This is a genomic window from Pseudomonas sp. C9D1 (genome assembly GCF_056491235.1).
The window spans coordinates 564,486-585,323 of the sequence record NZ_JBSZIE010000002.1 but is presented as its reverse complement, the minus strand read 5'-3'; the positions used below and the strand labels follow the sequence as shown (position 1 = coordinate 585,323).

General features: G+C 67.6%; 20 protein-coding genes. 7 read left to right on the top strand and 13 right to left on the bottom strand.

Annotated features, from left to right (window positions below; translation table 11 throughout):
- The first annotated feature begins 229 nt into the window (after positions 1–229).
- Both ACXI0U_RS10930 and ACXI0U_RS10925 read left to right on the top strand, forming a co-directional pair.
- Positions 230–1,375: a hypothetical protein gene (locus tag ACXI0U_RS10930; RefSeq protein ID WP_431484627.1), complete on the top strand. Its 1,146-nt coding sequence runs from the start codon at positions 230–232 to the stop codon at positions 1,373–1,375.
- A gap of 567 nt (positions 1,376–1,942) precedes the next feature.
- Positions 1,943–2,572: a LysE family translocator gene (locus ACXI0U_RS10925; protein WP_479550235.1), complete on the top strand. Its 630-nt coding sequence runs from the start codon at positions 1,943–1,945 to the stop codon at positions 2,570–2,572.
- Positions 2,573–2,775: 203 nt separating this feature from the next.
- On the opposite strand, the gene ACXI0U_RS10920 is transcribed toward ACXI0U_RS10925, so the two are convergent.
- Together ACXI0U_RS10920 and ACXI0U_RS10915 are read right to left on the bottom strand one after the other, a co-directional pair.
- Entirely contained in the window at positions 2,776–3,957 is a 1,182-nt protein-coding gene (locus ACXI0U_RS10920) for an alkane 1-monooxygenase (RefSeq protein ID WP_316926084.1), read from the bottom strand.
- 23 nt (positions 3,958–3,980) lie between these two features.
- Positions 3,981–5,015 (bottom strand): 2Fe-2S iron-sulfur cluster-binding protein, encoded by a 1,035-nt coding sequence (locus tag ACXI0U_RS10915; RefSeq protein WP_479550234.1) that lies wholly within the window; start codon positions 5,013–5,015, stop codon positions 3,981–3,983.
- 141 nt (positions 5,016–5,156) lie between these two features.
- Between ACXI0U_RS10915 and ACXI0U_RS10910 the strand changes: the two genes are divergently transcribed.
- Positions 5,157–6,161: an AraC family transcriptional regulator gene (locus ACXI0U_RS10910; RefSeq protein ID WP_043243997.1), complete on the top strand. Its 1,005-nt coding sequence runs from the start codon at positions 5,157–5,159 to the stop codon at positions 6,159–6,161.
- Between the two features lie 435 nt (positions 6,162–6,596).
- Here ACXI0U_RS10910 and phnE read toward each other — a convergent pair whose 3' ends face one another.
- Genes phnE through ACXI0U_RS10890 form a run of 4 tightly spaced genes read right to left on the bottom strand, consistent with a single transcriptional unit; the run spans position 6,597 to position 9,818 of the window.
- Positions 6,597–7,364 (bottom strand): phosphonate ABC transporter, permease protein PhnE, encoded by a 768-nt coding sequence (phnE, locus tag ACXI0U_RS10905; RefSeq protein WP_479550233.1) that lies wholly within the window; start codon positions 7,362–7,364, stop codon positions 6,597–6,599.
- On the bottom strand, positions 7,361–8,179 hold the full coding sequence (locus ACXI0U_RS10900) for a PhnE/PtxC family ABC transporter permease (protein WP_479550232.1): 819 nt from the start codon (positions 8,177–8,179) through the stop codon (positions 7,361–7,363). The genes phnE and ACXI0U_RS10900 overlap by 4 nt, the downstream gene beginning before the upstream one ends.
- Positions 8,173–8,970, bottom strand: a complete 798-nt coding sequence (locus tag ACXI0U_RS10895) for a phosphonate ABC transporter ATP-binding protein (RefSeq protein ID WP_043243987.1) — start codon at positions 8,968–8,970, stop codon at positions 8,173–8,175. The genes ACXI0U_RS10900 and ACXI0U_RS10895 overlap by 7 nt, the downstream gene beginning before the upstream one ends.
- Complete coding sequence (locus ACXI0U_RS10890; RefSeq protein ID WP_043243985.1) at positions 8,967–9,818, bottom strand: putative selenate ABC transporter substrate-binding protein; 852 nt, start codon at positions 9,816–9,818, stop codon at positions 8,967–8,969. Before ACXI0U_RS10890 ends, ACXI0U_RS10895 begins: the two co-directional genes overlap by 4 nt.
- 154 nt (positions 9,819–9,972) lie before the next feature.
- On the opposite strand from ACXI0U_RS10890, the gene selD reads away from it, so the two are divergent.
- The gene (selD, locus tag ACXI0U_RS10885) at positions 9,973–11,007 is read left to right on the top strand and encodes a selenide, water dikinase SelD (RefSeq protein WP_479550231.1); all 1,035 of its coding nucleotides are present in this window, start codon (positions 9,973–9,975) and stop codon (positions 11,005–11,007) included.
- Complete coding sequence (gene mnmH, locus ACXI0U_RS10880) at positions 11,007–12,107, top strand: tRNA 2-selenouridine(34) synthase MnmH (protein ID WP_435635839.1); 1,101 nt, start codon at positions 11,007–11,009, stop codon at positions 12,105–12,107. Before selD ends, mnmH begins: the two co-directional genes overlap by 1 nt.
- Here mnmH and ACXI0U_RS10875 read toward each other — a convergent pair whose 3' ends face one another.
- Positions 12,108–13,469 (bottom strand): choice-of-anchor Q domain-containing protein, encoded by a 1,362-nt coding sequence (locus ACXI0U_RS10875; protein WP_479550230.1) that lies wholly within the window; start codon positions 13,467–13,469, stop codon positions 12,108–12,110.
- Between the two features lie 179 nt (positions 13,470–13,648).
- A complete protein-coding gene (locus ACXI0U_RS10870) occupies positions 13,649–14,311 on the bottom strand; it encodes a phytanoyl-CoA dioxygenase family protein (protein WP_479550229.1) in 663 nt (220 codons plus the stop codon).
- Positions 14,312–14,460: 149 nt separating this feature from the next.
- On the opposite strand from ACXI0U_RS10870, the gene ACXI0U_RS10865 reads away from it, so the two are divergent.
- On the top strand, positions 14,461–15,210 hold the full coding sequence (locus ACXI0U_RS10865; RefSeq protein ID WP_479550228.1) for a substrate-binding periplasmic protein: 750 nt from the start codon (positions 14,461–14,463) through the stop codon (positions 15,208–15,210).
- Positions 15,211–15,243: 33 nt separating this feature from the next.
- On the opposite strand, the gene ACXI0U_RS10860 is transcribed toward ACXI0U_RS10865, so the two are convergent.
- From ACXI0U_RS10860 to antA, 4 genes are all read right to left on the bottom strand, one after another.
- A complete protein-coding gene (locus ACXI0U_RS10860; RefSeq protein ID WP_479550227.1) occupies positions 15,244–16,119 on the bottom strand; it encodes an alpha/beta hydrolase in 876 nt (291 codons plus the stop codon).
- Positions 16,120–16,186: 67 nt separating this feature from the next.
- Positions 16,187–17,206 carry an anthranilate 1,2-dioxygenase electron transfer component AntC gene (antC, locus tag ACXI0U_RS10855; RefSeq protein ID WP_316926098.1) on the bottom strand — a complete coding sequence of 340 codons (1,020 nt, stop codon included), beginning with the start codon at positions 17,204–17,206 and terminating at the stop codon, positions 16,187–16,189.
- A 19-nt stretch (positions 17,207–17,225) separates the two neighbouring features.
- Positions 17,226–17,717, bottom strand: coding sequence for an anthranilate 1,2-dioxygenase small subunit (antB, locus tag ACXI0U_RS10850; RefSeq protein ID WP_043243972.1), 492 nt, complete (start codon positions 17,715–17,717; stop codon positions 17,226–17,228).
- Positions 17,718–17,720: 3 nt separating this feature from the next.
- The gene (gene antA, locus ACXI0U_RS10845; RefSeq protein ID WP_374980762.1) at positions 17,721–19,115 is read right to left on the bottom strand and encodes an anthranilate 1,2-dioxygenase large subunit; all 1,395 of its coding nucleotides are present in this window, start codon (positions 19,113–19,115) and stop codon (positions 17,721–17,723) included.
- Positions 19,116–19,297: 182 nt separating this feature from the next.
- Here antA and ACXI0U_RS10840 point away from each other — a divergent pair, with 182 nt between their 5' ends.
- Positions 19,298–20,302, top strand: coding sequence for an AraC family transcriptional regulator (locus ACXI0U_RS10840; protein WP_374980763.1), 1,005 nt, complete (start codon positions 19,298–19,300; stop codon positions 20,300–20,302).
- Here ACXI0U_RS10840 and ACXI0U_RS10835 read toward each other — a convergent pair.
- Positions 20,292–20,765: an Lrp/AsnC family transcriptional regulator gene (locus tag ACXI0U_RS10835; RefSeq protein WP_184489850.1), complete on the bottom strand. Its 474-nt coding sequence runs from the start codon at positions 20,763–20,765 to the stop codon at positions 20,292–20,294. The two genes, ACXI0U_RS10840 and ACXI0U_RS10835, sit on opposite strands and share 11 nt — an antisense overlap.
- Between the last annotated feature and the right edge of the window lie 73 nt (positions 20,766–20,838).

Genomic DNA, 20,838 nt, shown 5'->3' with positions numbered 1-20,838 from the left:
CCGGAGCCTAAGGAGAGGCGGTGAAGGCCGTGGAACCATGGCGGGCGTGATCGCCGTATTTACGATAATCGCATCCGGCCATGGCGGGTAAGCCCGGGATGTGCAGCGCGTTTCTGTGCCGGGGTTGGCAATGTGCCATTGCAGCCGAGTCAGGTGTTCCGGTGGCGCGCTATCGTGGGTGCCTTCCCGGGCAACCCCCGCCCGCAGCCGCAAGGAGGCACTGCCACCCATGTCCGAAACCGCCATCACCCTGCGTGTGCAGTTCAGCGATGAGGCGCAGGCGCAGCAGGTGCTGCAAGCCCTCGGCGCTGCCGCCGAGGCCCACGGCCACGAGCTGACGGCCAGCCTCGCTTCATTGGCACCTGTCGGTGCCCACGGCGCGGAGCAGGGCATTGATATCGAGCGCCTGGAGCGCCAGGACTCGACGCTGATCGTGGCGGGCTATGCCGGGCGCATCGACCCGCCGCTGTGGCTGATCCCCGGCCTGGTGCACCTGGGCGCGACCCGCACGGTGTTGAGTGAGTCCCGTGACGAAGGCGGCCAGCGCCATCATTTCATCGGCCTGAAGCGGGTGTCGCAGAAGGCCTTCGAGGCCAGCGCCGCGCTTATGCCCAAGCCGCCGCTGAAGGCCAGTGCCGAGCTGTTCCTTCCCGAGGGCCGGGTGACGGTCAAGGCGACCTTGCTGAGCCACGAGTGGAAGGAGTCGTTGTTCGAGCGCTTCTGCGTGATGCGCATGCAGGCCGAGGACGGCCGCCTGTTTCTCTACAAGGGCGCGTCCGGGCTGACGGCGATGACCGCCGACGATCACGAGAAGACCTGCACCTTCTCCGCCACCTTCGAACTGGGCGAGTACGACGGTGAGACGGTGGCGTTCGCCCGTCGACCGACCAAGCTCCAGCTCGGCAGCATCAGCCCGGCCAAGGCCCGCAAGGTCAAGTTCAGCGGCCGCAACAAGGTCTTCATGGAAGGGCCGTTCGCGCCCCTTATCAGCCGCTACCTGCAGGAGCTGGAAGGCAAGCCCGATGCCTTTATCCAGCGCCTGGGCGCCGCCTCGTTGCTGGACGTGGGGTTCAGCGAACTGTTCGGCTTGCTGAAGAATCTCGACGCCTATTCCTTCGACGGCTTCGGCCACTACGTCTCGCTTTCGGACGGTAGCCGCGAGGCCTTCGAGATCTACACCGTGGGCGACGCGACGGTCGACCTCGAGGCCGCGCGCCAGCACCTGAATACGCTCGAGGTGGCCGCCACCTACAGGGACGACCACCCCAATGTGTACACGCTGCATTGGCTGCACGACGGCATCCGCGTGCGCTTCAAGGTGTGGGCGAAGGGGTTCGAATGCTACCTCGATCGGCAGGTGGAGTCCGCTTTCTAGCGGGGGGTGGCGCGGGGCGTCTTGGGATTCCTGGTACCGCCATCCCATGGGTTTCGCTTCGCTCTACGCCATCCTACGAATCATGCCTGCGTCGTGTGGACACGGAGCTGGAGGCGACTCCGGTTGCGTAGGATGGGTAGAGCCATGCGAAACCCATGCTGTCAGGGTTTCAGGCAATGGGAAGGCGTGGCGCCCTCGGCGTTCGTGGCCGGGTCGTAGGTTGGCGCCGAGCGCAGCGAGGCCCAACGGGGCGGGGCTCGATTTGGGGTGATGCTTGTAGCGCCGCTTGATGGGTTTCGCTTCGCTCTACACCATCCTACGAATCATCCCTGCGTCGTGTGGACACGGAGCTGGAGGCGACTCCAGTTGCGTAGGATGGGTAGAGCCGTGCGAAACCCATGCTGTCAGGGTTTCAGGCAATGGGAAGGCGTGGCGCCCTCGGCGTTCGTGGCGGGGTCTTAGGCCGGCCAGCCTGTATGTCGAAAATCGGGGCCGTCTGTATCTATCGGCTCTTGGGGGGCCATTGGTAGGGTTCGAAAACGCCCCATCCCCCCGGAAGCCCTGACCATGACCTACGCCTATTCCCTGCTGCTGATCAGCGGCATTTACCTGGCGGTGCTCGCCAGCCCCGGGCCGAACTTCTTCATCCTCAGCCAGATGGCCCTGAGCCAGCGGCACCGGGATGCGCGCTACGTCGCCTTCGGCATCACCACCGGCTCGGTGTTCTGGGTGGTGGTGTCCATCGCCGGGCTGGCGACCCTGCTGGCGCAGCACCCCTGGCTGGAGTCCGGCGTGCGCCTGGCCGGTGCCGCCTACCTGGTGTGGTACGGCGGGCGGCTGCTGCGGTCGGCCCTCCACCCAACGCCACGTCGGACGCCGGTGGAGCAGCCCGAGCTCGATGGCTCGCGCCTGGCCGCGTACCGCATCGGCCTGCTCACCTGCGTGACCAACCCCAAGGGCGCGGCCTTCTGGACCAGCGCCTTCGCCGCCATCTTCCCGGTGGGGGCGCCACTGTGGTTCTACCCGGTCACCGTGCTGCTCATCGGCGTGCTGTCGTTCGGCTGGCATATCGGGCTGGCCCAGGTCTTCGGCTCCGCCGCGCTGCGGTCGAGCTACCTGCGCATCGAGCGGGGCATCAATGGTTGCGCCGGTGCGGCGCTGGTGGCGCTGGGGCTGCAACGGATATTTGCGCGCTGATGCGCCAGGTCGAGGACGGCTTCGCCCGGGTGTTCTTCGATAAGCCGCTGGGCTGAGCCGTCGTCGGGCGCGAGCCTTCAACCTTCTGAGTCACCGCGTAGGGCGGGTGAAACCCGCGTTGGCTTCTGTGCTCCATCCCGTCGGGTTGCACCCGACCTACAGGAGCCCAGGCGGGCGCTGTGCACGGCCTGAGCTTGCGTGCCTCAGCCCAACCTGCGGGCGTGGGCGTTTTCCGCCATGGCCGCGATGCCGCTGCGGCGGTTGGCCTCGGCCGCCAGCTGGCGTTCTTCCTCGTTGGCGAAGTGCGCGTCCCAGGCCAGGACCTTGGGCGTCATCAGCTTGTGCCAGAGCGGCGGGATCATGGCGACCATGATGGTGGTGAGGTAGCCGCCGATCATCATCGGCGCGTCCGGGAAGGGGCGCAGGTCCTGGTAGGGCACTTCGCCCTGGGCGTGGTGGTGGGAGTGGCGGGTGAGGTTGAACATGCTCCAGGAGCTGATGCGCCGGTTGCTGTTCCACGAGTGACGGGGCTGCACCGGCGTGGCCGGGTTGCGCACCATGCCGTAGTGCTCCATGTAGTTGACGATCTCCAGCAGGGCCTTGCCCCACAGCGCGCAGGCGATGAAGAACAGCGCCACGCGCCAGCCACCGATGCCCCAGGCGGCGGCCACCAGCAGCAGGCTCATGGCGTGCCCGCGCAGCACTGCGTTGTGCCAGCCGAACAGGCTTTGGCCCTTCCTGGCGAGGCGGCGGCGCTCGATGTGCCAGGCGCTGAGGTTGCCCTTGAGGGTGGAGGCGAGCACGTGCCAGTAGACGTTGCGCCCACGCGGCGCGGTGGCCGGGTCTTCGGTGGTGGAGACGTAGCGGTGGTGGCCGTAGACGTGCTCGATGGCGAACACCGTGTCGAAGCTGAAGGCCAGCAGCCAGCGGCCGATGAGCATGGAGACCCGGTCCCAGGTGCGGTGGGTGAGTTCATGGGCGGTGATGGTGCCGATCATGCCGATCATCAGGCCGGTGAGCAGCCAGGCCGAGACGTGGTGGATGCCGGCGGTGGCGTCGCGGGCGGCGATCAGGTCATGGCCGCTGAGGCGGCTTAGGGCCGCGCCGAAGCCCAACGGGTCGCCTGCGCTGACGCTCCACAGCGCCGCGAAGACGATGAAGCCGAGCAGCGGCAGGGCCAGCCACAGCTGGACGGTGAGGATGCCGGGGTGCTTGAAGTGCGGGGTGCTGGTGTCGTCCCCCGCGATGGCATCGCCGACGAGGTAGAAGGCGAGGATCGCCAGCAGCCCGGCGCTGGTCCAGATGCCACCGGCCAGCAGGGACAGTGCGGCGAGCAGCCCGATGCCCTGGAACAGGAAGTACTTCAGGTAGTGCAACGCATTCATGGTGGTTTCTCTTGTTGTGGTGATCAGGCGTCGGCCAGGGCCGCCGGTGCGGTGGTGGTGAAGCGGTCGGCGTGGATGTGCTCGGGCGCCACGCCCAGGCCGCGCAGCAGTGCACTGGCGCTGTCGATCATCGCGGGCGGGCCGCAGAGGTAGGTGTGGGCGCCGGGCTCCAGCAGCGCCGGGATCTGCGTCGTGACCAGCCCGCGCGCGCCGCTCCAGGGCGTCTCGGGGGTGATATCGGAGAGCACCGGAACGAAGCGGAAGGGCGCGGGCCATCGGGCGGCGATGGCGGTGAGGTCCGCCAGGGCGTAGAGGTCGCGCTGCTGGCGAGCGCCGAACAGCAGGGCGGCCGGGCGGGTGACGCCAGCGGCCAGGGCCTCCTGCAGGATCGCCAGCAGGGGCGCCAGGCCGCTGCCGCCGGCGATCAGCAGCAAGGGCGCTGTTGCGGGGCGCAGGTGGAAGTCGCCCTGGGGCCCTTCGAGCACCAGGCCCTGGCCCAGCAGCGGGCGTTCGTCCACCCACCCGGTGAAGGCGCCGCCGGGCACCTTGCGGATGAAGAAACCGACCTGGGCATCGGGCTGCATCGGCGTGCAGAAGGAGAACGGCCGCGGCTGGCCGGGCAAGGCGTCGAGGGTCAGCGTCGCGTACTGGCCGGCCTTGTAGGGCAGGGCCTCGTCGAGCTGCACCTGCAGGTGGGTGATGTCGTGGGTGAGTCGTTGCTGGCCGACCACCTTGCCGCGCACGCGGCGCCTGGCGCTGTGCCGGGCGAGGTCGACCTCGATGCGCAGGTCCCCCTGGGGCACGCTCTGGCAGGCGAGGATGTAGCCCTGGTCCAGCTCCTCGTCCGTGAGCACGTAGCTGGCCTCGGTCAGCTCGCGCACGCGGCCGGACAGCAGCCTGCACTTGCAGGTGGCGCAACCGCCCACGCGGCAGCTGTGGGGGAAGTCGATGCCGTGGCGCAGGGCGGCCTGCAGCAGGGTTTCCTTCGGGTTCACCAGGATCTCGGTGGCGTTGATCCGCACCTGGCTGGGGCGGGATCGGGAGCGGAATGGAAACATGCGTCCTCCTGTTGTGATTGTTGGGTCGGACGGCTGAATCCTAGGGGCGTCGCCGGGGAGGAGGAGAGGGCCTCAATTGACATTCTGGGGGTCATTAAATGACACTTTCGCCCCCGCCCGATGCGAGCCACAGAGGCCCCCATGCCTGACTTCCGACTCCCCGTGCAGTACCTGCGACAGGTCGCGGAACAGCTGCGGGTGATGGGCGTGGCCCCGGGCGAATGGCTGGCCGATTGCGGCGTGGCCCCCGCGCTGCTGGACGACCCGGAGTACCAGCCCGGCATCGAGCTGTTCGGGCCGCTGATGCAGCAGGCACTGCGGCTCAGCGGCGAGCCGGCGCTGGGGCTGCTGATCGGTGAGCGGCTGGGTGTCGGCACCCACGGCGTTCTCGGTTTCGCCGCGCTGCAGGGCGGCTCCCTGCGCCAGGTCATCCAGCTGCTGGAGCGCTACCTGGCGGTGCGCACCACCCTGGCCCGGGTGCAGCTCGACGGCGAACCGGGCCAGGCCCGGGAGCACCTGCGCTTCGTGGCCGAGTACCCGCTTGGCGAGGTCGAGCAGACGGTGATGGAAGCGGTGATGCTGGCGGTGAAGAACATCTTCGACGCCATCACCCCGGCCGGGCGCTCGGCTAGCCGCATCAGCTTGCCGGCCCCGCAGCCCATCTACGCGGCACTGGCCGAGCAGCTCTTCGGCTGCCCGGTGGACTATGCGCAGTCCTGGGCCGGGTTCACCTTCGACACGGCGATGCTGGATACGCCGCTGCGCATGGCGGACCCTTCCGCCTTTCGCGAGGCGGAGCTGATCTGCCAGCGCGAGCTGAAGAAGCTGGGGGAGAAGAGCTCCCTGGGCGCGCGGGTGCGCCGGCTCATTCTCGAACGGCAGAACGCCTTCCCCAGCCTTGTGACCATCGCGCGCCTGCTCTACATGACGCCCCGCACGCTGCACCGCCGCCTGCTCGCGGAAGGCACCAGCTACAAGCAGATCCTCAAGGAAGTCCGCCACGTGCTGGCCATCGAGCACCTCCGCGCCGGCCGGCTGACGGTGGAGGAAATCGCCCAGGTGCTGGGCTACAGCGACGTGGCCAACTTCCGGCGCGCCTTCAAACAATGGGAAGGCGTGGCGCCCTCGGCGTTCGTCGCCCCGTAGGTTGGCGCCGAGCGTAGCGAGGCCCAACGTGGCGTGGTGCGCGCCTGTGGCTCAGCCTTGATGGGTTTCGCGGAGCTCTACCCATCCTACGAGGCATCTCCGCGTTGGCTTTTGTGCTTCGCCTTGTCGGGTTGCACCCGACCTACAGGGGTTCGTGCGGGCACGGAATTGGGGGCGAGGCCGGTTGCGTAGGATGGGTAGAGCCGTGCGAAACCCATGCTGTCAGGGTTTCAGGCAATGAGAGGGCGTGGCGCCCTCGGCGTTCGTGGCCCCGTAGGTTGGTGCCGAGCGCAGCGAGGCCCAAGGTGGCGTGGTGCGCGCCTATGGCTCCGCTTGATGGGTTTCGCGGAGCTCTACCCATCCTACGAAGCATCGCTTGCGTTGGCTTTTGTGCTCCGTCCGAGCGCCCTGGAGGCACTGCGGTGTGCTGCCGTTCTAGGCGCGCACCCAGCGCTGGCGCGTCCAGCCGCTGAGGGCGTCGACGGCGAACACCAACGCCAGCATGGCGAGGATCACGCTGCTGGCCTGGGCTTCCTGGAACAGGCTGAGGCTGACGTAGAGCATCTGCCCCAGGCCGCCGGCGCCGACGAAGCCGAGCACGCTGGCCATGCGGATGTTGTTTTCCCAGCGGTACAGCGAGTAGGCCAGCAGCTGCGGCCAGAGGTTGGGCAGGGTGCCGTAGCAGAAGGCGGCGACCTGCCCGCCGCCCTGTTGGCGGATGGCCTCGGCCGGGGCCGTGGGGGTGTTCTCCAGGGCTTCGGCGAACAGGCGGCCGAGCACGCCAGCGGTGTGCAGGGCCAGGGCCAGGGTGCCGGCGTTGGGGCCGAGGCCGGCGGCGAGCACCATCAGTGCGGCCCAGACCAGTTCGGGAATGGCGCGCAGGCCGTTGAGCAGCAGGCGGGTGAGGGCCTGCAGGGGCCTGCCGAAGCGCCCGGCGGCGGGCAGTGCCAGGAGCAGCCCGAGGAGAGCCGCCAGCAGGGTGCCGAGGGCCGACATGGCGAGGGTTTCCAGGGCGCCGTGGGCGATGGTCTGCAGGTGGGGGCCGCTCAGGTCCGGCTGCAGGAAGCGCGCGGCGTAGGCGCCCATCTGCTTGAGGTTGCCGACTTCGGTAAGAGCGAGCAGGTCCAGCCCCAGGTAGAGGAAGGAGGCGACCACGGCAGCGAGGGCCGCCAGCAGCAGGGCGGCATTGGCCAGGCGCTTCATGCCAGCCTCCCGCGCAGCATGCGGCTGAGCTGGTCGGCGAGCAGCACCAGGAGGAAGAAGGTCAGCAGCATGCTGGCCACCTCGCCGCCGGCGAACATGCGCAGCGACAGGTCGATCTGCTGGCCCAGGCCGCCAGCGCCGACGAAGCCCATCACCACCGAAGCGCGGATGGCGCATTCCCAGCGGTACAGGGTGTAGGAGGTCAGCTCGGCGGCGGCGTTGGGCAGCAGGCCATAGACGAAGGCGCCCAGGCGGCCACTGCCGGCCTGCAGCAGAGCGTGCATGGGGCGCTGGTCCACCGACTCGAGGATTTCCGCATAGACCTTGCCGAGCATGCCGGCGTAGGTGATGGCGATGGCCAGCACGCCCGCAGTGGGGCCGAGGCCGACGGCGCGGACGAAGAGCAGCGCCCAGACGATCTCCGGCACGCTGCGCAGGACGATCAGCAGCCCGCGGATGGGCCAGCGCAGGGCCTGGCCGAGGGCACTCGGGCGCCCGCCACGGGAGGCGGCGGAGAGCGACAGGGCACGGCTGGCGGCGAGGCCGGCGGGCACCGCCACCAGCAGCGCCAGGGCCATGCCGGCGGTGGCGATGGCCAGGGTCTGCAGGGTGGCGTCCAGCAGCAGGGCGAGGAAGTCGGGTGTATGCGCTGGCGGCCAGAAGCCGGCGACGAAGCGGCCCATCTCGCTCTGGCTATCGGCCTGCAGCAGCACGCCCGGGTCGAGCTCGGCCAGGCGGATGCCGGGCCACAGCAGCGCGACGGCCAGCAGCGTCAGCAGCAGGCGGGGCAGGGCAGCGGGGTCGCGGCTCAGCATCGGGGGATCTGCAGCGGCAGCGTCGCCGATGGCGGCTGCGGCGAGGCCAGTTGCTCGTTGGCGTAGAGCGCGTCGAGCAGGGGCTGGTCGACCTCGGCGGCGGGACGGTCGAAGGCGATGCGGCCCTCGCGCACGCCGATGATGCGCGGGAAATGCGCCAGGGCCAGGTCCACCGCGTGGAGGCTGGCGACCAGGGTCACGCCCTGGGCGCTGGCGTGGCGGCAGAGCACGCTGAGGGTGTGGTCGGCGAGCACCGGGTCCATCGCCGAGACCGGTTCGTCGGCGAGCAGCAGCTGCGGGGCCTGGTACAGCGCACGGGCGATGCCGACCCGTTGCAGCTGGCCGCCGGAGAGCTGCTGGCATTGGGCGAACAGCTTGTCGGCCAGGTCCAGCCGGGCGAGCACGGCGCGGGCGCCCGGGACATCCAGCGGGTGCAGCAGGTTGAGCAGGGCGCGGCCCAGCCCCCACTGGCCGAGCTTGCCGGCCAGCACGGCGGTGACCACCCGTTGCCGAGGCGGCAGGGGCGGTGCCTGGTGGATCAGGCCGATGCGCGCGCGCAGGCGTTGCCGGGCTGCGGCGGAGCAGGCCCAGGGGCGTTCGCCGAGCAGCTCCACCTCGCCCGAACTGGGGCGCACGGCGCTGGCCAGCAGGGACAGCAGGCTGGATTTGCCGGCGCCGGACGGGCCGATGATGGCGACCCGTTCGCCGCTGGCGATGGCCAGGTCGACGCCACGCAGGGCCTGGACGCCGGTGCCGTGTCGCAGGCCGGCGTCGGTGAGGCGCAGGCTCATTTCAGCAGGTCGGCGGCCCGGGCGGCTTCCTCGATGCCTTTGTAGTTGTCCGGCTGGGTCTCGATGAAGCGGCTGGCGGCCTGCAGGTCGAGGATGGCCTTGTGCTCGGGGTTGGCCGGGTCGAGGGCGAGGAAGGCCTTCTTGATCTTCTCGGCCAGCGCCGGGTCGAGGGTGCCGCGCACGGTCCAGTTGTAGTCGTAGTAGGCCGGGGTGGTGGCGAACACGCGAACCTTGCTGGTGTCGACCTTGCCGGCGGCGACCAGCTTGTCCCAGACGCTGGCGTTCAGCACGCCGCCGTCCACCTTGCCGGCCTGCACCCAGGCGGCGGTGGCGTCATGGGCGCCGGAATAGCCGATGCGGCTGAAGTAGCCCTCCGGCTTGATGCCGTCCTTGAGCATGAAGTAGCGCGGCATCAGGCTGCCGGACGTGGAGGAGATGGAACCGAAGGCGAAGGTCTTGCCCTTGAGGTCGGCCAGGGACTTCACCGCAGGGTCGGCGGTGATGAACTTGCTGGTGAACTGGGCGTCCTGCTCGCGCTGCACCAGGGGAATGGCGTTGCCGGTCTTCAGGCGCACCTGGACGAAGGTGAAGCCGCCCAGCCAGGCCAGGTCCAGGCGGTCGGTGGCCAGCGCCTCGACCACCGCCGGGTAGTCGGCCACCGGGACGAACTGCACCGGCATGCCCAGTTCCTTCTCCAGGTAGGCGCCCAACGGCTTGAACTTGCGCAACAGTTCGGTGGGGGCCTCGTCGGGGATGGCGCTGACCTTCAGCACCTCGGCGGCCTGGGTGGCCAGCATGGACAGGGACAGGGTGAGGCCGGCGGTGGCGGCCAGGATGCGCTTGAGCATGGGGATTCTCCGGTTCAATAGCGGAAAAGGTGCGCAGCGGTCGCGCGTCGGGCGCGCTTGCTGAGGGTAGACGAATCGGCGGCGATTATAGGGATGGGAGGCGCAAACGCCAGCTTTGCTAGAATCCGCCGCCATCAGAGTTGCGAGGTGTGTGATGAGCGAGCCGATCCGTTTGACCCAGTACAGCCATGGCGCCGGTTGCGGCTGCAAGATCTCCCCCAAGGTGCTGGAGGTGATCCTCGCCGGCAGCGGCGCGCAGAACCTCGACCCGCGCCTGTGGGTCGGCAACGCCTCGCGTGACGACGCGGCGGTGTACGCCCTGGACGACGAGCGCGGCGTGGTCTCCACCACCGATTTCTTCATGCCCATCGTCGACGACCCCTTCGACTTCGGCCGCATCGCCGCCACCAACGCCATCAGCGACATCTACGCCATGGGCGGCGACCCGCTGATGGCCATCGCCATCCTCGGCTGGCCGGTGAACCTGCTGCCGCCGGAAGTGGCCCGCGAGGTGATCCGTGGCGGTCGCGCGGTGTGCGACGCCGCCGGCATTCCCCTGGCCGGCGGCCATTCGATCGACGCGCCGGAGCCGATCTTCGGCCTCGCCGTGACCGGCGTGGTGGAGAAGCGCCACATGAAGCGCAACGACACCGCCACCCCCGGCTGCAAGCTCTACCTGACCAAGCCGCTGGGCATCGGCATCCTCACCACCGCCGAGAAGAAGGCCAAGTTGCGCGCCGATGACGTGGGCCTGGCCCGCGACTGGATGTGCACCCTGAACAAGCCCGGCAGCCGCTTCGGCAAGCTGGCCGGCGTGCAGGCGATGACCGATGTCACCGGCTTCGGCCTGCTCGGCCACCTGGTGGAGATGGCCGACGGCGCCGGCGTCACCGCGCAGCTGGATTACGCCAGCGTGCCGCGCCTGCCGGGTGTCGAGCACTACCTGGCCGAAGGCTGCGTGCCCGGCGGCACCCTGCGCAACTTCGACAGCTACGGCGAGCGCATCGCGCCGATCACCGATGCCCAGCGCGACCTGCTGTGCGACCCGCAGACCAGCGGCGGCCTGCTGGTGGCGGTGAGCCCGGAGGGCGAGGCGGAGTTCCTCGCCGTGGCAGCCGAGCTGCGGTTGACGCTGGCGCCCATCGGCCAGCTGATCGAGCGACAGCGCCACGCGGTAGAGGTGCTGTGATGCGCGACAACGCCACCGACTACCGCGAGCTCTTCCTCAACGACGTTCCCATGATGGATATGCGCGCCCCGGTGGAATACACCAAGGGCGCCTTCCCCAATACCGAAAGCCTGCCGCTGATGACCGACATCGAGCGGCAGAAGGTCGGCACCTGCTACAAGCAGAAGGGCCAGCAGGCCGCCATCGAGCTGGGCCACCAGCTGGTCTCCGGCAAGGTCAAGGCGGAACGGGTGGCGGCCTGGGCCGCCTTCGCCAGGGCCCACCCCGAGGGTTACCTGTACTGCTTCCGTGGCGGCCTGCGCTCGCAGATCGTGCAGCAGTGGCTGAAGGAGGCGGGCATCGATTACCCGCGGGTGATCGGCGGCTACAAGGCGATGCGTACCTTCCTCATCGAGACCCTCGATGCCGCGGTTGCGGAGTGCGATTTCGTCATCGTCGGCGGCATGACCGGCACCGGCAAGACCGAAGTGGTGGCGGCGCTGGCCAACAGCATCGACCTCGAGGGGCATGCCAACCACCGGGGCTCCAGCTTCGGCAAGCGCGCCACGGGGCAGCCCTCGCAGATCGACTTCGAGAACCGCATCGCCGTCGACCTGCTCAAGCGCCGCGCCCGTGGGCAGCAGCAGTTCGTGCTGGAGGACGAGAGCCGCATGATCGGCGCCTGCTCGTTGCCGCTGTCGCTGCACCAGGGCCTGCAGCGCTTCCCGCTGGTGTGGCTGGAGGACAGCCTGGAAGGGCGCATCGAGCGGATACTCAAGGACTATGTGACCGACCTGGCCGCCGAGTTCCGCACCGTGCAGGGCGAGGAGCAGGGCTTCGAGCGCTTCGCCGAGCGCCTGCTGCAAAGCATGGACAACATCCAGAAACGCCTCGGCGGCGAACGCTACCAGCGCCTGCGCGCGGTGATGCAGGAGGCCCTCGACGAGCAGCGCCGCAGCGGCGCGGTGGAGCTGCACCGCGGCTGGATCGAGGGGCTGCTGCGCGAGTACTACGACCCGATGTACGCCTACCAGCGCGAGGCCAAGGGCGCGCGCATCGAGTTCGCCGGCGACGCCCCGGCGATCCTCGCCTACCTGCAGGCGCGCCAGGCGCAGCGCTAGTCAGGGGTAGGCGCGCTCGAAGGCGCCGAGGTCGCAGTTGACCAGGCCATCGCCGTTGCCGTCGCGCTGGCGGTCGAGCCCGCGCTGGTCGTGGCTGGAACAGTTGCCCACGCCGGCGTCGATGGCGGCGCTGGTGCGGCGCAGCGGGTGCACCCAGGCACCGTTGTTTTCCTGCAGGGGGAACAGCTGGTGGGTGAAGGTCGCCTCGTCGGCGATGTAGTTCTCCGCCAGGCAGTTGCTGCCGTCCGTGCCCAGTAGCAGGCCACGGGCGCGGAAGTCGACGGCGCCCGGCAGGCCCTGGCAGTTGCGCACCTCGTCGAACTCCGTGGCGCGGTTGCCGGCGACGATGCTGTTGCGCAGCAGCAGGTCGCCCCGGTTGGTGACGCCCCAGCCGTCGTTGCCGGCGATGGTCACGTGCAGCAGCTCGGCGCGGGACTGGGCGGACAGCTGCGGCAGGAAGGGGTGGCCGTTCTCGAAGGCGCCCCGCTCGATGCTGCGGTTGCCGCTGAGGGTGCTGTTGGCCAGGCGCAGTTGCCCGGCATTGGCGATGGCCGCGCCGTAGCCGCTCCTGAGCACCTCGTTGGCCTGGAAGGTGGTGCGGGCGATGTCCGCCGAGCCCTGGTTGTAGAGCCCGCCACCCATGCCCCATTCGCCGTAGTCGGACGCCCGGTTGGCGTTGAACAGGCTGTCGCGGACGGTGAGCGTGCCCTCGTTGTACAGGGCGCCACCCTTGCCGGCGCTCTGGGCTTCCTCACCGAAGTTGCGGTTGTCGCGGAAGGTCGAGCGGTGCACCTCCAGCACGCCGAAGTTGGCGATGGCGCCGCCGTTGCCGGCCTGTGTGGCCGGGTAGGGCATGTAGACGAACACGCGGTTGTCCACCAACTCCACCTGGTTGAGCTGCACCTGGCCGTAATTGAGCAGGGCGCCGCCGTCGTAGATCTGCTGGCCACCGGTGAGGCCGAGGTTGCGCAGCTTCAGCTGGGCGCCGGCGTGCACGTGGAACAGGCGGTCCAGGCGGTTGGCGTTGAGGCGGGTCACCGTCGCGCCCCGGCCGACCAGGCTGACCTGGCCATGCACGTCGAAGTCGCCGATGGCGTTGGCGTCTTCTTCCACGGGCCAGTTGCCGGCCGGGTCGGGGTTGGCCTTCTGCAGCAGGTAGTCGCCGGCGCCGAGGAGGATGACGGTCTCCCCCGGCGTGGCATTGGCGGTGGAAATGGCCTCGCGCAGGGAGCAATGGGCCTGGGTGCACTGGCCGTCGTCTTCATCGGCGAAGGTGTTGACGCGCAGTTCCAGCGCATCGGCGGCCAGTGGGGCGGTGAGGGCGAAAACGAGCGACAGCGAACGGTGGCAATGGCCTGGCATGGGAAGGTCCTCAGTGTGGGGAATCAGCGCTCGATTGCACGACTGAGGCCGCTGAGGTACGACAGTGCGCCGCGAAAATGGTGCCCGACTCAATCGTTGCGCACAGCCCCCACGGCGGGGCTGCGGCTGTTCGTAGGATGGTGTAGAGCGCAGCGAAACCCATCACGGCACGCTCGGGACTATTCCACGGGATCGAAGCGCTCCTGGGCGTCCATGCGGATACCGCGCAGCTGCCGTGTGTCCAGGTACGAGGCGTAGAGGGGTTCGGCGCAATAGCCGATCAGCAGGGTGCGACGGCGGCCGCCGAGGGTGTTGAGGCTGCCGGCGTGCACCAGGTCGGCGTCGAACACCAGGATGTCCCCTGCGTTGCCCGAGAGCTGCAGGGTGCGGGTTTCGTCATTGACGTCGAGCGGCGGTTCTCCCGCTGCGGGGCGGTGGCTGCCGGGGACGATGCGCGTCGCGCCGTTGTCGGGGCCGTAGTCGTCGAGGTAGGCCAGGGCGTTGACGGTATCGCCGGGGCGCTGTGCCGAGAGATCACGGTGCAGTTGCTGGTAGCCGCCGCCGGCCAGGGGTTCGCGGCCTTCCACCTGGGCGAGGAAGAAGCGTTCGCCGATCAGTTCGCCCACCGCCGCCAGCACCGCTGGCAGGCGGCACAGGGCCTGGACCCTGGGCTCCAGGTCCTGCAGCGAATGGCGCCAGTCCCGGCCCCGGGGCACCGGCCATTGCTCCGAAGGCTTGACCCCCGCATCGAACAGGGTGCGCAGCTCGTCCAGCCACCCGGCGGGGATCGCCTGGCGCAGCAGGGCGTAGCCATCTCGATGGAGTTGTTCGCGGTCAGTCATGGCCTTTTCGATTTCCCTATCAGCCCGGCACCGTGCGGGACGGCAGAAGCATCAGGCAAGGGCAGGGCGATGGGCAAGTGCGCAGGGCTCGAATCTATGCTTGGATTACCGCTTCGGTCGTCAACCGCATGGAACGCCAGGCCGCCCCCGTGACCTATTCGAGACTCGGTGCAACCTTGCTGTGCCTGCTGCTCTGCCTCCCCGCAAGGGCGGCGCAGTACCAGGTCGTCACCGAGGAGTGGGCGCCCTACAACTACCAGCAGGATGGCCGGCTCACCGGCATGGCCACGGATATCGTCCGGGCCATCATGGCCTTGACCGGGGATGACTTCTCCGTGGCGGTGCTGCCGAGCATGCGTGCCGCTCTCGAACTGCGCACCCGCCCCAGGACCATCATGTATTCGATGTTCCGCACGCCGGAGCGCGAGCTTCTGTACAAGTGGGTGGGGCCGATCGTGGAAGAGAGCATTCACCCCTATCAGCTGGCCAATGCCGCCGAGCCGCTGGATTCCCTGGCGCAGTTGCGCCGCGCCCCGCAGATCACCACCCGCCACGCTGGCCTGGTGCCGCAGACGCTGGCCGCCCAGGGCTTCAACAACCTCGACCGCAGCGCCGCCGAAAGCCAGCAGCTCTACCGCATGCTGCTGGCCGGGCGCACAGCGGTGATCGCCGGCGACACCGACGCGGGGGTGGCCTACTACAGCGGCCAACTGGGCATCGCCCCCGGCACCTTGCGGCGCATTCCCGTGGAGCTGTATCGCTCATCGCTGTACATCGCCTTCAGCCTCGACAGTGACGACGCGGTGGTCGCCGCCTGGGGCCGTGCCCTGGAGCAGTTGCGCCGTTCGGGCGAGGTAGAGCGCATCCAGCGTCGTTATGAACAGGCCCCCGGGCGATGAAAAGGCCGTGCTGGCCCGCTGATGGCCGAGCCCCTATTGAGTGTCGAGCTTCATCAGCTGGCAGATGGCCTGGTACAGCGGGCTGCCCGGTTCGCCCAGTTCGAGCACGACATCGAAGTGGTTCTTGCCAGGCACTGCGAGTGTGCGGCCTTCGAACCCGTTCCGCCGCCAGGCGGCCAGGAACTCGGCCGATTGCCAGGCGAACTCCTCGCTTTCCAGTGCGCCGTAGCTGGCTACCAGCTCACCGCTGCCTGCGCTTGGCAGGTGGAACAGCGGGCTGTTGCGACGGGCGTAATCGGCGTCGAACTGCATCCAGTCGTTGACGTAGGTGCTGCGCAACGGGTCCAGGTCGAACAGGCCGCTGATGGGCAGGGCCCCGCGCAACACGTTGTCGGGCACCCCGTATGAGGCGTGCCAGCCACCGGCCAGAAGCATGCCGGTGAGGTGGCCGCCGGCGGAGCTGCCGCTCGCGTAGAGCCGCTGGGGGGCACCGCCGAATTCACCGACGTTCCGGTACAGCCAGGCCAGCGCACGGCGGGTCTGGTCGACGATATGGTCGAGCGTCACTGCCGGTGCCAGGTCGTATTCAAGCACCGCGACACAGGCGCCGGCAGCCGTCAGGGCCGGCGCCATAAAAGCGGAGTCGGCCTTGGAAAGCGCGCGCCAATAGCCGCCATGGACGAACAGCAGCACCGGCGCGTTTGGCTGGCTGCCGGGGAAGATGTCCAGCTTCTCATTCGCCCCGGGACCGTAGGGCACATCGCGGTGGCAGGGCAGGGAAGCGTGGGCGCTGTCGCTCAGTTCGCGGTACAGGAGCGGGTATCGCTCGTAGTTGTCGACGCTCGCGCGGGCGTTGTACTGGGCTTCGAAATAGGCGGCGAGTGCAGCTGGATCTTGGGGGCGACTCATGGCGTTGGGTTCCCTTCGGGTGGGGCGGAATGGTGGGGAGTGTGCTGGGTCGGCGCTGGCCCTGGGTTCAACTGCCTATGAATTTTTCGGCGAATATCCGAGCTCCGGTGACGCAATGGTCGGTGGCCCATTGCTTGATTGCGTCGACCATTGGAGGCGGCCCGCACACATAGAGGTCGAAGTTCTGCTCAGGCTCGAGGGGAACATCCAGGTGCTCGGGGATATAGCCCCGCTTGCCGCTCCAGGCCTCGCCGGGCTGGTTGACCACCGTATGCAGGGTGAACCCCGGGATGCGTTGGTGATAGCTGGCCAGGCGCTCCAGCTCGCACAGGTCGGCCTCCTGGTTGACCCCGTAGAACAGGGTGACCGGTTGCCCATGGGGGCCGCTCTCCGCCATTTCGTCGAGCATTCCGAGGAAAGCCGAAAGCCCGGTGCCGCCCGCCGCCATTACCACGGGGCGCTCCAGTTGGCGCAGGTAGAAACTGCCCAGGGGCGCTTCGAGCTCGAGGATGTCGCCGGGCTGCCAGCGCTCGCGCAGGTAGCGGCTCATCACCCCATCGGGCAGCAGCCGCACGAGGAACTGCAGCTGGTTGCTAGTGCCAGGTCGGTTGGCGAAGGAGTACGCCCGCCAGGTGTCGGTGCCCGGCACCCGCATGCGTGCGTACTGCCCAGGGAGGAAGTCCAGCTGGCGGGGTAACTGGCTGGCATCGAGCCACAGCAGTGCCGTGCTGTCGGAGACCTGCACGACCTCGCGCACAGTGGCCGTGATGCATTCGGGGCCAGCGGCATGGCAGACGCTGGAGTCGAAGTCGAAATAGAACCTGGCATCGGAGTGCACGCGGGTCTGGCAGGTGAGCATTCGGCCCTGGGCCAGGTCGGCCGGGCTCAGGGCTTCGTCATCTACATAGTCCTGGGTATAGCGGCCGCTTTCGCAGCGGCCCTGGCAGGTGCCACAGACGCCTTCACGGCAATCCAGGGGGATCTTGATGCCGGCGCGCAAAGCGGCGTCGAGGAGGATTTCATCGTTCTGCACGGGGCAGAACAGGGTCTTGCCGTCGGCGAAGCTGAAGGCAACCTTGTGTGTCATGACCTGGAGTCTCGTGCAGTCAGAGGTGGTAGAAATCCAGCACCGAGTTGATGGTGTCGTTGAGCAGCAGCACATGCTTGCGGCTGATCAACCAGCTGTCGCCATGGGGGCGCAGGTGGTAGGTGGCGTGGCCGTAGAACTGGTCGGTGCTGGCGAGGCGGTGGAACAGGGTGTGCCAGTTCGCCTTGACCTCGAGATCCCCGTTGGCGAGTGCGCTGATACGGACGTTGCCGACCTGGTGCAGGGTGCGCGGCATGGGCGTGGCCGAGGCGGCCTTGCCGGTGCGCAGGCGGAACACCCGGTCTTCCAGGCCGCCGCGGTTGGCGTAGTAGATCAGCGACATGCTGGTTTTCGGATCAGTGGTGTACACGTGCTCCGAGTCCCACTGTGGCAGGTGGAATTCGCTGTCTTCGCTGAACAGTGCCAGGTAGCGGTCCCAGTCCTGGGCGTCGCACAAGGCGGCCTTGTTGAAGAGGAATTGTTCGACCCGGTATTGAAGCTCGGCATTCATGATTCAGAGCTCCTGCACATCGATGAGCGCGGCGGCCTTGCGGGCCAGTCCGTCGAGTAGAAAACGCTGCCAGGCTCCATGTTGATTCACGTAGAGCCCTTCGTGGGTGAATTCGATGCCGGTCAGCACCGGGGCTATCCCCAGCGCCTCGCTGTTGGGCGTCGCCCCTTCGACCCAGTGACCCGCGCCCCGGGAGATGTCGCTCCAGCGTTCCAGGCGCGCCTGGAAGCCACGCTGGGCTTCGCGGAACTCCACGAGGTCATCCGGTGTGCCCATGCCGGAGACGTTGAAGAAGTCCTCGAACTGGCGGATGCGGTTTTCCCGGTCGGCGTCGGATTCGCCTTTCACGCCCAGGCAGAAGCTATGAACCTCGGTCTTGTTCCAGGCCAGGGGGCGGACGATGCGCAGCTGCGAGCTGATCTGGTCGATGAAGAACATGCTCGGGTAGACGTTGAGGTTGCGCAGGCGGTGCATCATCCATTCGGCGCGGCCTTGGCCGTATTCCTCCACCAGGCGCGGCATGATGCTCGCGTAGCCGGGGCGTACCGAGGGGTTGGGCATTTCGCTGAAGAGCACGCTGTGGCCGTTGTCGAAGGCGAACCAGCCGTCGTCGGTGGCGCTGTCTCCGGCGCCGAGCTTGCTGTAGTCGAGGGTGTCGCCAGCGGCGTGTCCTTTTTCGGCGTTGACTTGCTGCCGGTGCTGTACGGTGGCCACGTAGTTGTAGTGCACGGTGCTGACGTGATAGCCGTCGAGGCCGTTTTCGTTCTGCAGCTTCCAGTTGCCCTCGTAGGTGTAGCTGCTGCGGCCAGGCAACACTTCCAGCTCACCGGTGGGGGATTGGGCGGTCATCATGTCGAAGAACACCTTGGCATCGCCCAGGTAGCTCTCGAGGCTGTCGACACCTTCGGTGTCGAGGCTGACGAACACGAAGCCCTTGTAGCTTTCGATGCGTGCCTTCTTCAGGCCGCGGCTGGCCTTGTCGAAGTCGGCCGGGTATTCCCCCGGCGCCTTGACCTTGACCAGGCGCCCGTCGCTTTTGTAGCACCAGGCATGAAAGGGGCAGGTGAAGGTGCTCTGGTTGCCCTTCATGACCCGGGTGAGGGTGGTGCCGCGATGCTGGCAAGCGTTGATGAGGGCATTGAGCCGGCCTTCGCCGTCGCGGGTGATGATCAGCGGCTGGCGGCCCGCGCGGATCGTGACGAAGTCATGGGGCTTGGCGATTTCGCTTTCGTGGCAGGCGTAGATCCAGTTCTTCTCGAAGATCAGGTCCATCTCGAGGTCGAACAGTTCGGGTTCGGTAAACATGTCGCGGGCGATGCGGTAAATGCCTTCCACGGGGCGGAAGTCCAGGCACCCTTCGACGAAACGTTGCCATTGAGCGGGGGATCGGGAGGTCATCAGGCGTACCTTGTTGTTGTGGTCCGATGCCACCGAATTAGACCCAGCCCCTGTCCCGGCTTCTATCCGCTTTTGCATCCAACCCTGGCCGGTTTTCGTGGCGCCTATGGCGAAAGAGCGCCCGGCCGCCCTATGCTTTGCGGCATAACAACGATAAGCCGCTCTGCCTTGAGGAACTGACTATGCCGTTTTCTCACTCCTGTGCTTCGGGACTCAAAGCCAGCCTGCGCGACATCGGCGGTGCCCGTGATTGGATGACGGCGATCGCCGGCCCCCACAGCCTGTCGGTGAGTGCCGAGCACCCCTTGGCCTTCGAGCATGCCGCCAGTCGGCTGGGGCCGCTGTCCACCGTTATCGGGCGCATCCACTACGGCACCGAGGTGGTGATAGGCGTGGAGGCGCGCGAGGGGTTTGCCAGCTACAGCATCAGCCTGCCGCTGGATGGCGAGCAGGAAATCCGTCAGGGCCGGCAGGTGCATGGTTCCGATACCCAGACCGGGATCATCGTTTGCCCCCGTGAGCAGCAACGCCTGACCATCGCCGCTGACTGCCGCAAGCTGCAGGTGGTGATTCCTTGCCAATCGATGCAGCAGGTGCTCGAGCACTTGCTGCAGCAGCCGGTCGAAGCACCGGTGCATTTCGATGCCCGCGTCGATGCCGAGCAGGGGGCGACCGCCGGCTGGTGGCGAATGGTGCGTTACCTGGCCGATGAGCTGGAGCAGGCCAGCCCGATCACCAGTCAGTTGCTGTTGGCCCGCGACCTGGAGAGCAGCCTGATCAAGGGCCTGCTTCTGTCGCAACCCAATAACTATTCCGCTGCACTGGCCCAGGTCGGTGAGCCCCGTTGCCCGGCATACGTGGGCAGGGCTCGCGAGTTCATCGAGCGCAATGCCCAGAATGAGCTGACCCTGATGGAGATCCAGGCGGTAGCCGGTGTATCGCCACAGCGGCTGCATGAGGGCTTCAAGCGCCGGTTCGGGGTGTCGCCGCTGGGTTATCTGAAGCGCTTGCGCCTGAACGGCGTGCGTCGCGATCTGCTGGAGGAGCGCGGTGTCTACACGGTTGCCGCCACGGCCACCCGTTGGGGTTTTACCCACCTGGGCCGGTTCGCCAGCGATTATCAGCAGGCCTTTGGCGAACAGCCCTCGCAGAGCCTGGCGCGCGGCAAGGCTTCCTTCACTTCCTGAGCATCAGGTCGAGCAGGGTATTACTGTCCTTGATCCGCTGCAGCACGATCTCCGAGCGGATGTCGGTGATGCCTGCGGTGCGGTTCAGCGTGTTCACCACGAAGTCGGAAAAATGCTTGAGGTTCCGCGCCTGGACCCGCAGCACATAGTTGCTGACGCCCGTGACGACATAGCCGGAAACCACCTCGGGCCACTCCTGCACGCGCTTGATGAAGGTCTCGTGCCAGTCGTCCTGGTCCTGGCGCAACGACACATGGACGATCGCCTCGAACTCGACCCCCAATCGTTCGGCGTTCAGTTCCGCGCGGTATCCACTGATGATGCCTTCCTCCTCCAGCAGCCGCAGACGACGCAGGCAAGCCGACGGCGAGAGCGCGACCTTCTCGGCCAGGTCCTGGTTGCTGATGCGCCCGTCGTATTGCAGAACCTGAAGAATGCGCAGGTCGGTGGCATCCAAATTCATCAATGAAATTTCCTTCTGTTATTTCTCTGATTCTTAGAATTTTATGCTGTTTTCTGGTTTAAAGGGCGCGACT

What these genes read in the sequence shown, in the direction of transcription:
- ACXI0U_RS10930 (WP_431484627.1), top strand. Translation starts at nt 230, where the DNA reads ATGTCCGAAACCGCCATCACCCTGCGTGTGCAGTTCAGCGATGAGGCG.
- ACXI0U_RS10925 (WP_479550235.1), top strand. Translation starts at nt 1,943, where the DNA reads ATGACCTACGCCTATTCCCTGCTGCTGATCAGCGGCATTTACCTGGCG.
- ACXI0U_RS10920 (WP_316926084.1), bottom strand. Translation starts at nt 3,957, where the DNA reads ATGAATGCGTTGCACTACCTGAAGTACTTCCTGTTCCAGGGCATCGGG.
- ACXI0U_RS10915 (WP_479550234.1), bottom strand. Translation starts at nt 5,015, where the DNA reads ATGTTTCCATTCCGCTCCCGATCCCGCCCCAGCCAGGTGCGGATCAAC.
- ACXI0U_RS10910 (WP_043243997.1), top strand. Translation starts at nt 5,157, where the DNA reads ATGCCTGACTTCCGACTCCCCGTGCAGTACCTGCGACAGGTCGCGGAA.
- phnE (WP_479550233.1), bottom strand. Translation starts at nt 7,364, where the DNA reads ATGAAGCGCCTGGCCAATGCCGCCCTGCTGCTGGCGGCCCTCGCTGCC.
- ACXI0U_RS10900 (WP_479550232.1), bottom strand. Translation starts at nt 8,179, where the DNA reads ATGCTGAGCCGCGACCCCGCTGCCCTGCCCCGCCTGCTGCTGACGCTG.
- ACXI0U_RS10895 (WP_043243987.1), bottom strand. Translation starts at nt 8,970, where the DNA reads ATGAGCCTGCGCCTCACCGACGCCGGCCTGCGACACGGCACCGGCGTC.
- ACXI0U_RS10890 (WP_043243985.1), bottom strand. Translation starts at nt 9,818, where the DNA reads ATGCTCAAGCGCATCCTGGCCGCCACCGCCGGCCTCACCCTGTCCCTG.
- selD (WP_479550231.1), top strand. Translation starts at nt 9,973, where the DNA reads ATGAGCGAGCCGATCCGTTTGACCCAGTACAGCCATGGCGCCGGTTGC.
- mnmH (WP_435635839.1), top strand. Translation starts at nt 11,007, where the DNA reads ATGCGCGACAACGCCACCGACTACCGCGAGCTCTTCCTCAACGACGTT.
- ACXI0U_RS10875 (WP_479550230.1), bottom strand. Translation starts at nt 13,469, where the DNA reads ATGCCAGGCCATTGCCACCGTTCGCTGTCGCTCGTTTTCGCCCTCACC.
- ACXI0U_RS10870 (WP_479550229.1), bottom strand. Translation starts at nt 14,311, where the DNA reads ATGACTGACCGCGAACAACTCCATCGAGATGGCTACGCCCTGCTGCGC.
- ACXI0U_RS10860 (WP_479550227.1), bottom strand. Translation starts at nt 16,119, where the DNA reads ATGAGTCGCCCCCAAGATCCAGCTGCACTCGCCGCCTATTTCGAAGCC.
- antC (WP_316926098.1), bottom strand. Translation starts at nt 17,206, where the DNA reads ATGACACACAAGGTTGCCTTCAGCTTCGCCGACGGCAAGACCCTGTTC.
- antB (WP_043243972.1), bottom strand. Translation starts at nt 17,717, where the DNA reads ATGAATGCCGAGCTTCAATACCGGGTCGAACAATTCCTCTTCAACAAG.
- antA (WP_374980762.1), bottom strand. Translation starts at nt 19,115, where the DNA reads ATGACCTCCCGATCCCCCGCTCAATGGCAACGTTTCGTCGAAGGGTGC.
- ACXI0U_RS10840 (WP_374980763.1), top strand. Translation starts at nt 19,298, where the DNA reads ATGCCGTTTTCTCACTCCTGTGCTTCGGGACTCAAAGCCAGCCTGCGC.
- ACXI0U_RS10835 (WP_184489850.1), bottom strand. Translation starts at nt 20,765, where the DNA reads ATGAATTTGGATGCCACCGACCTGCGCATTCTTCAGGTTCTGCAATAC.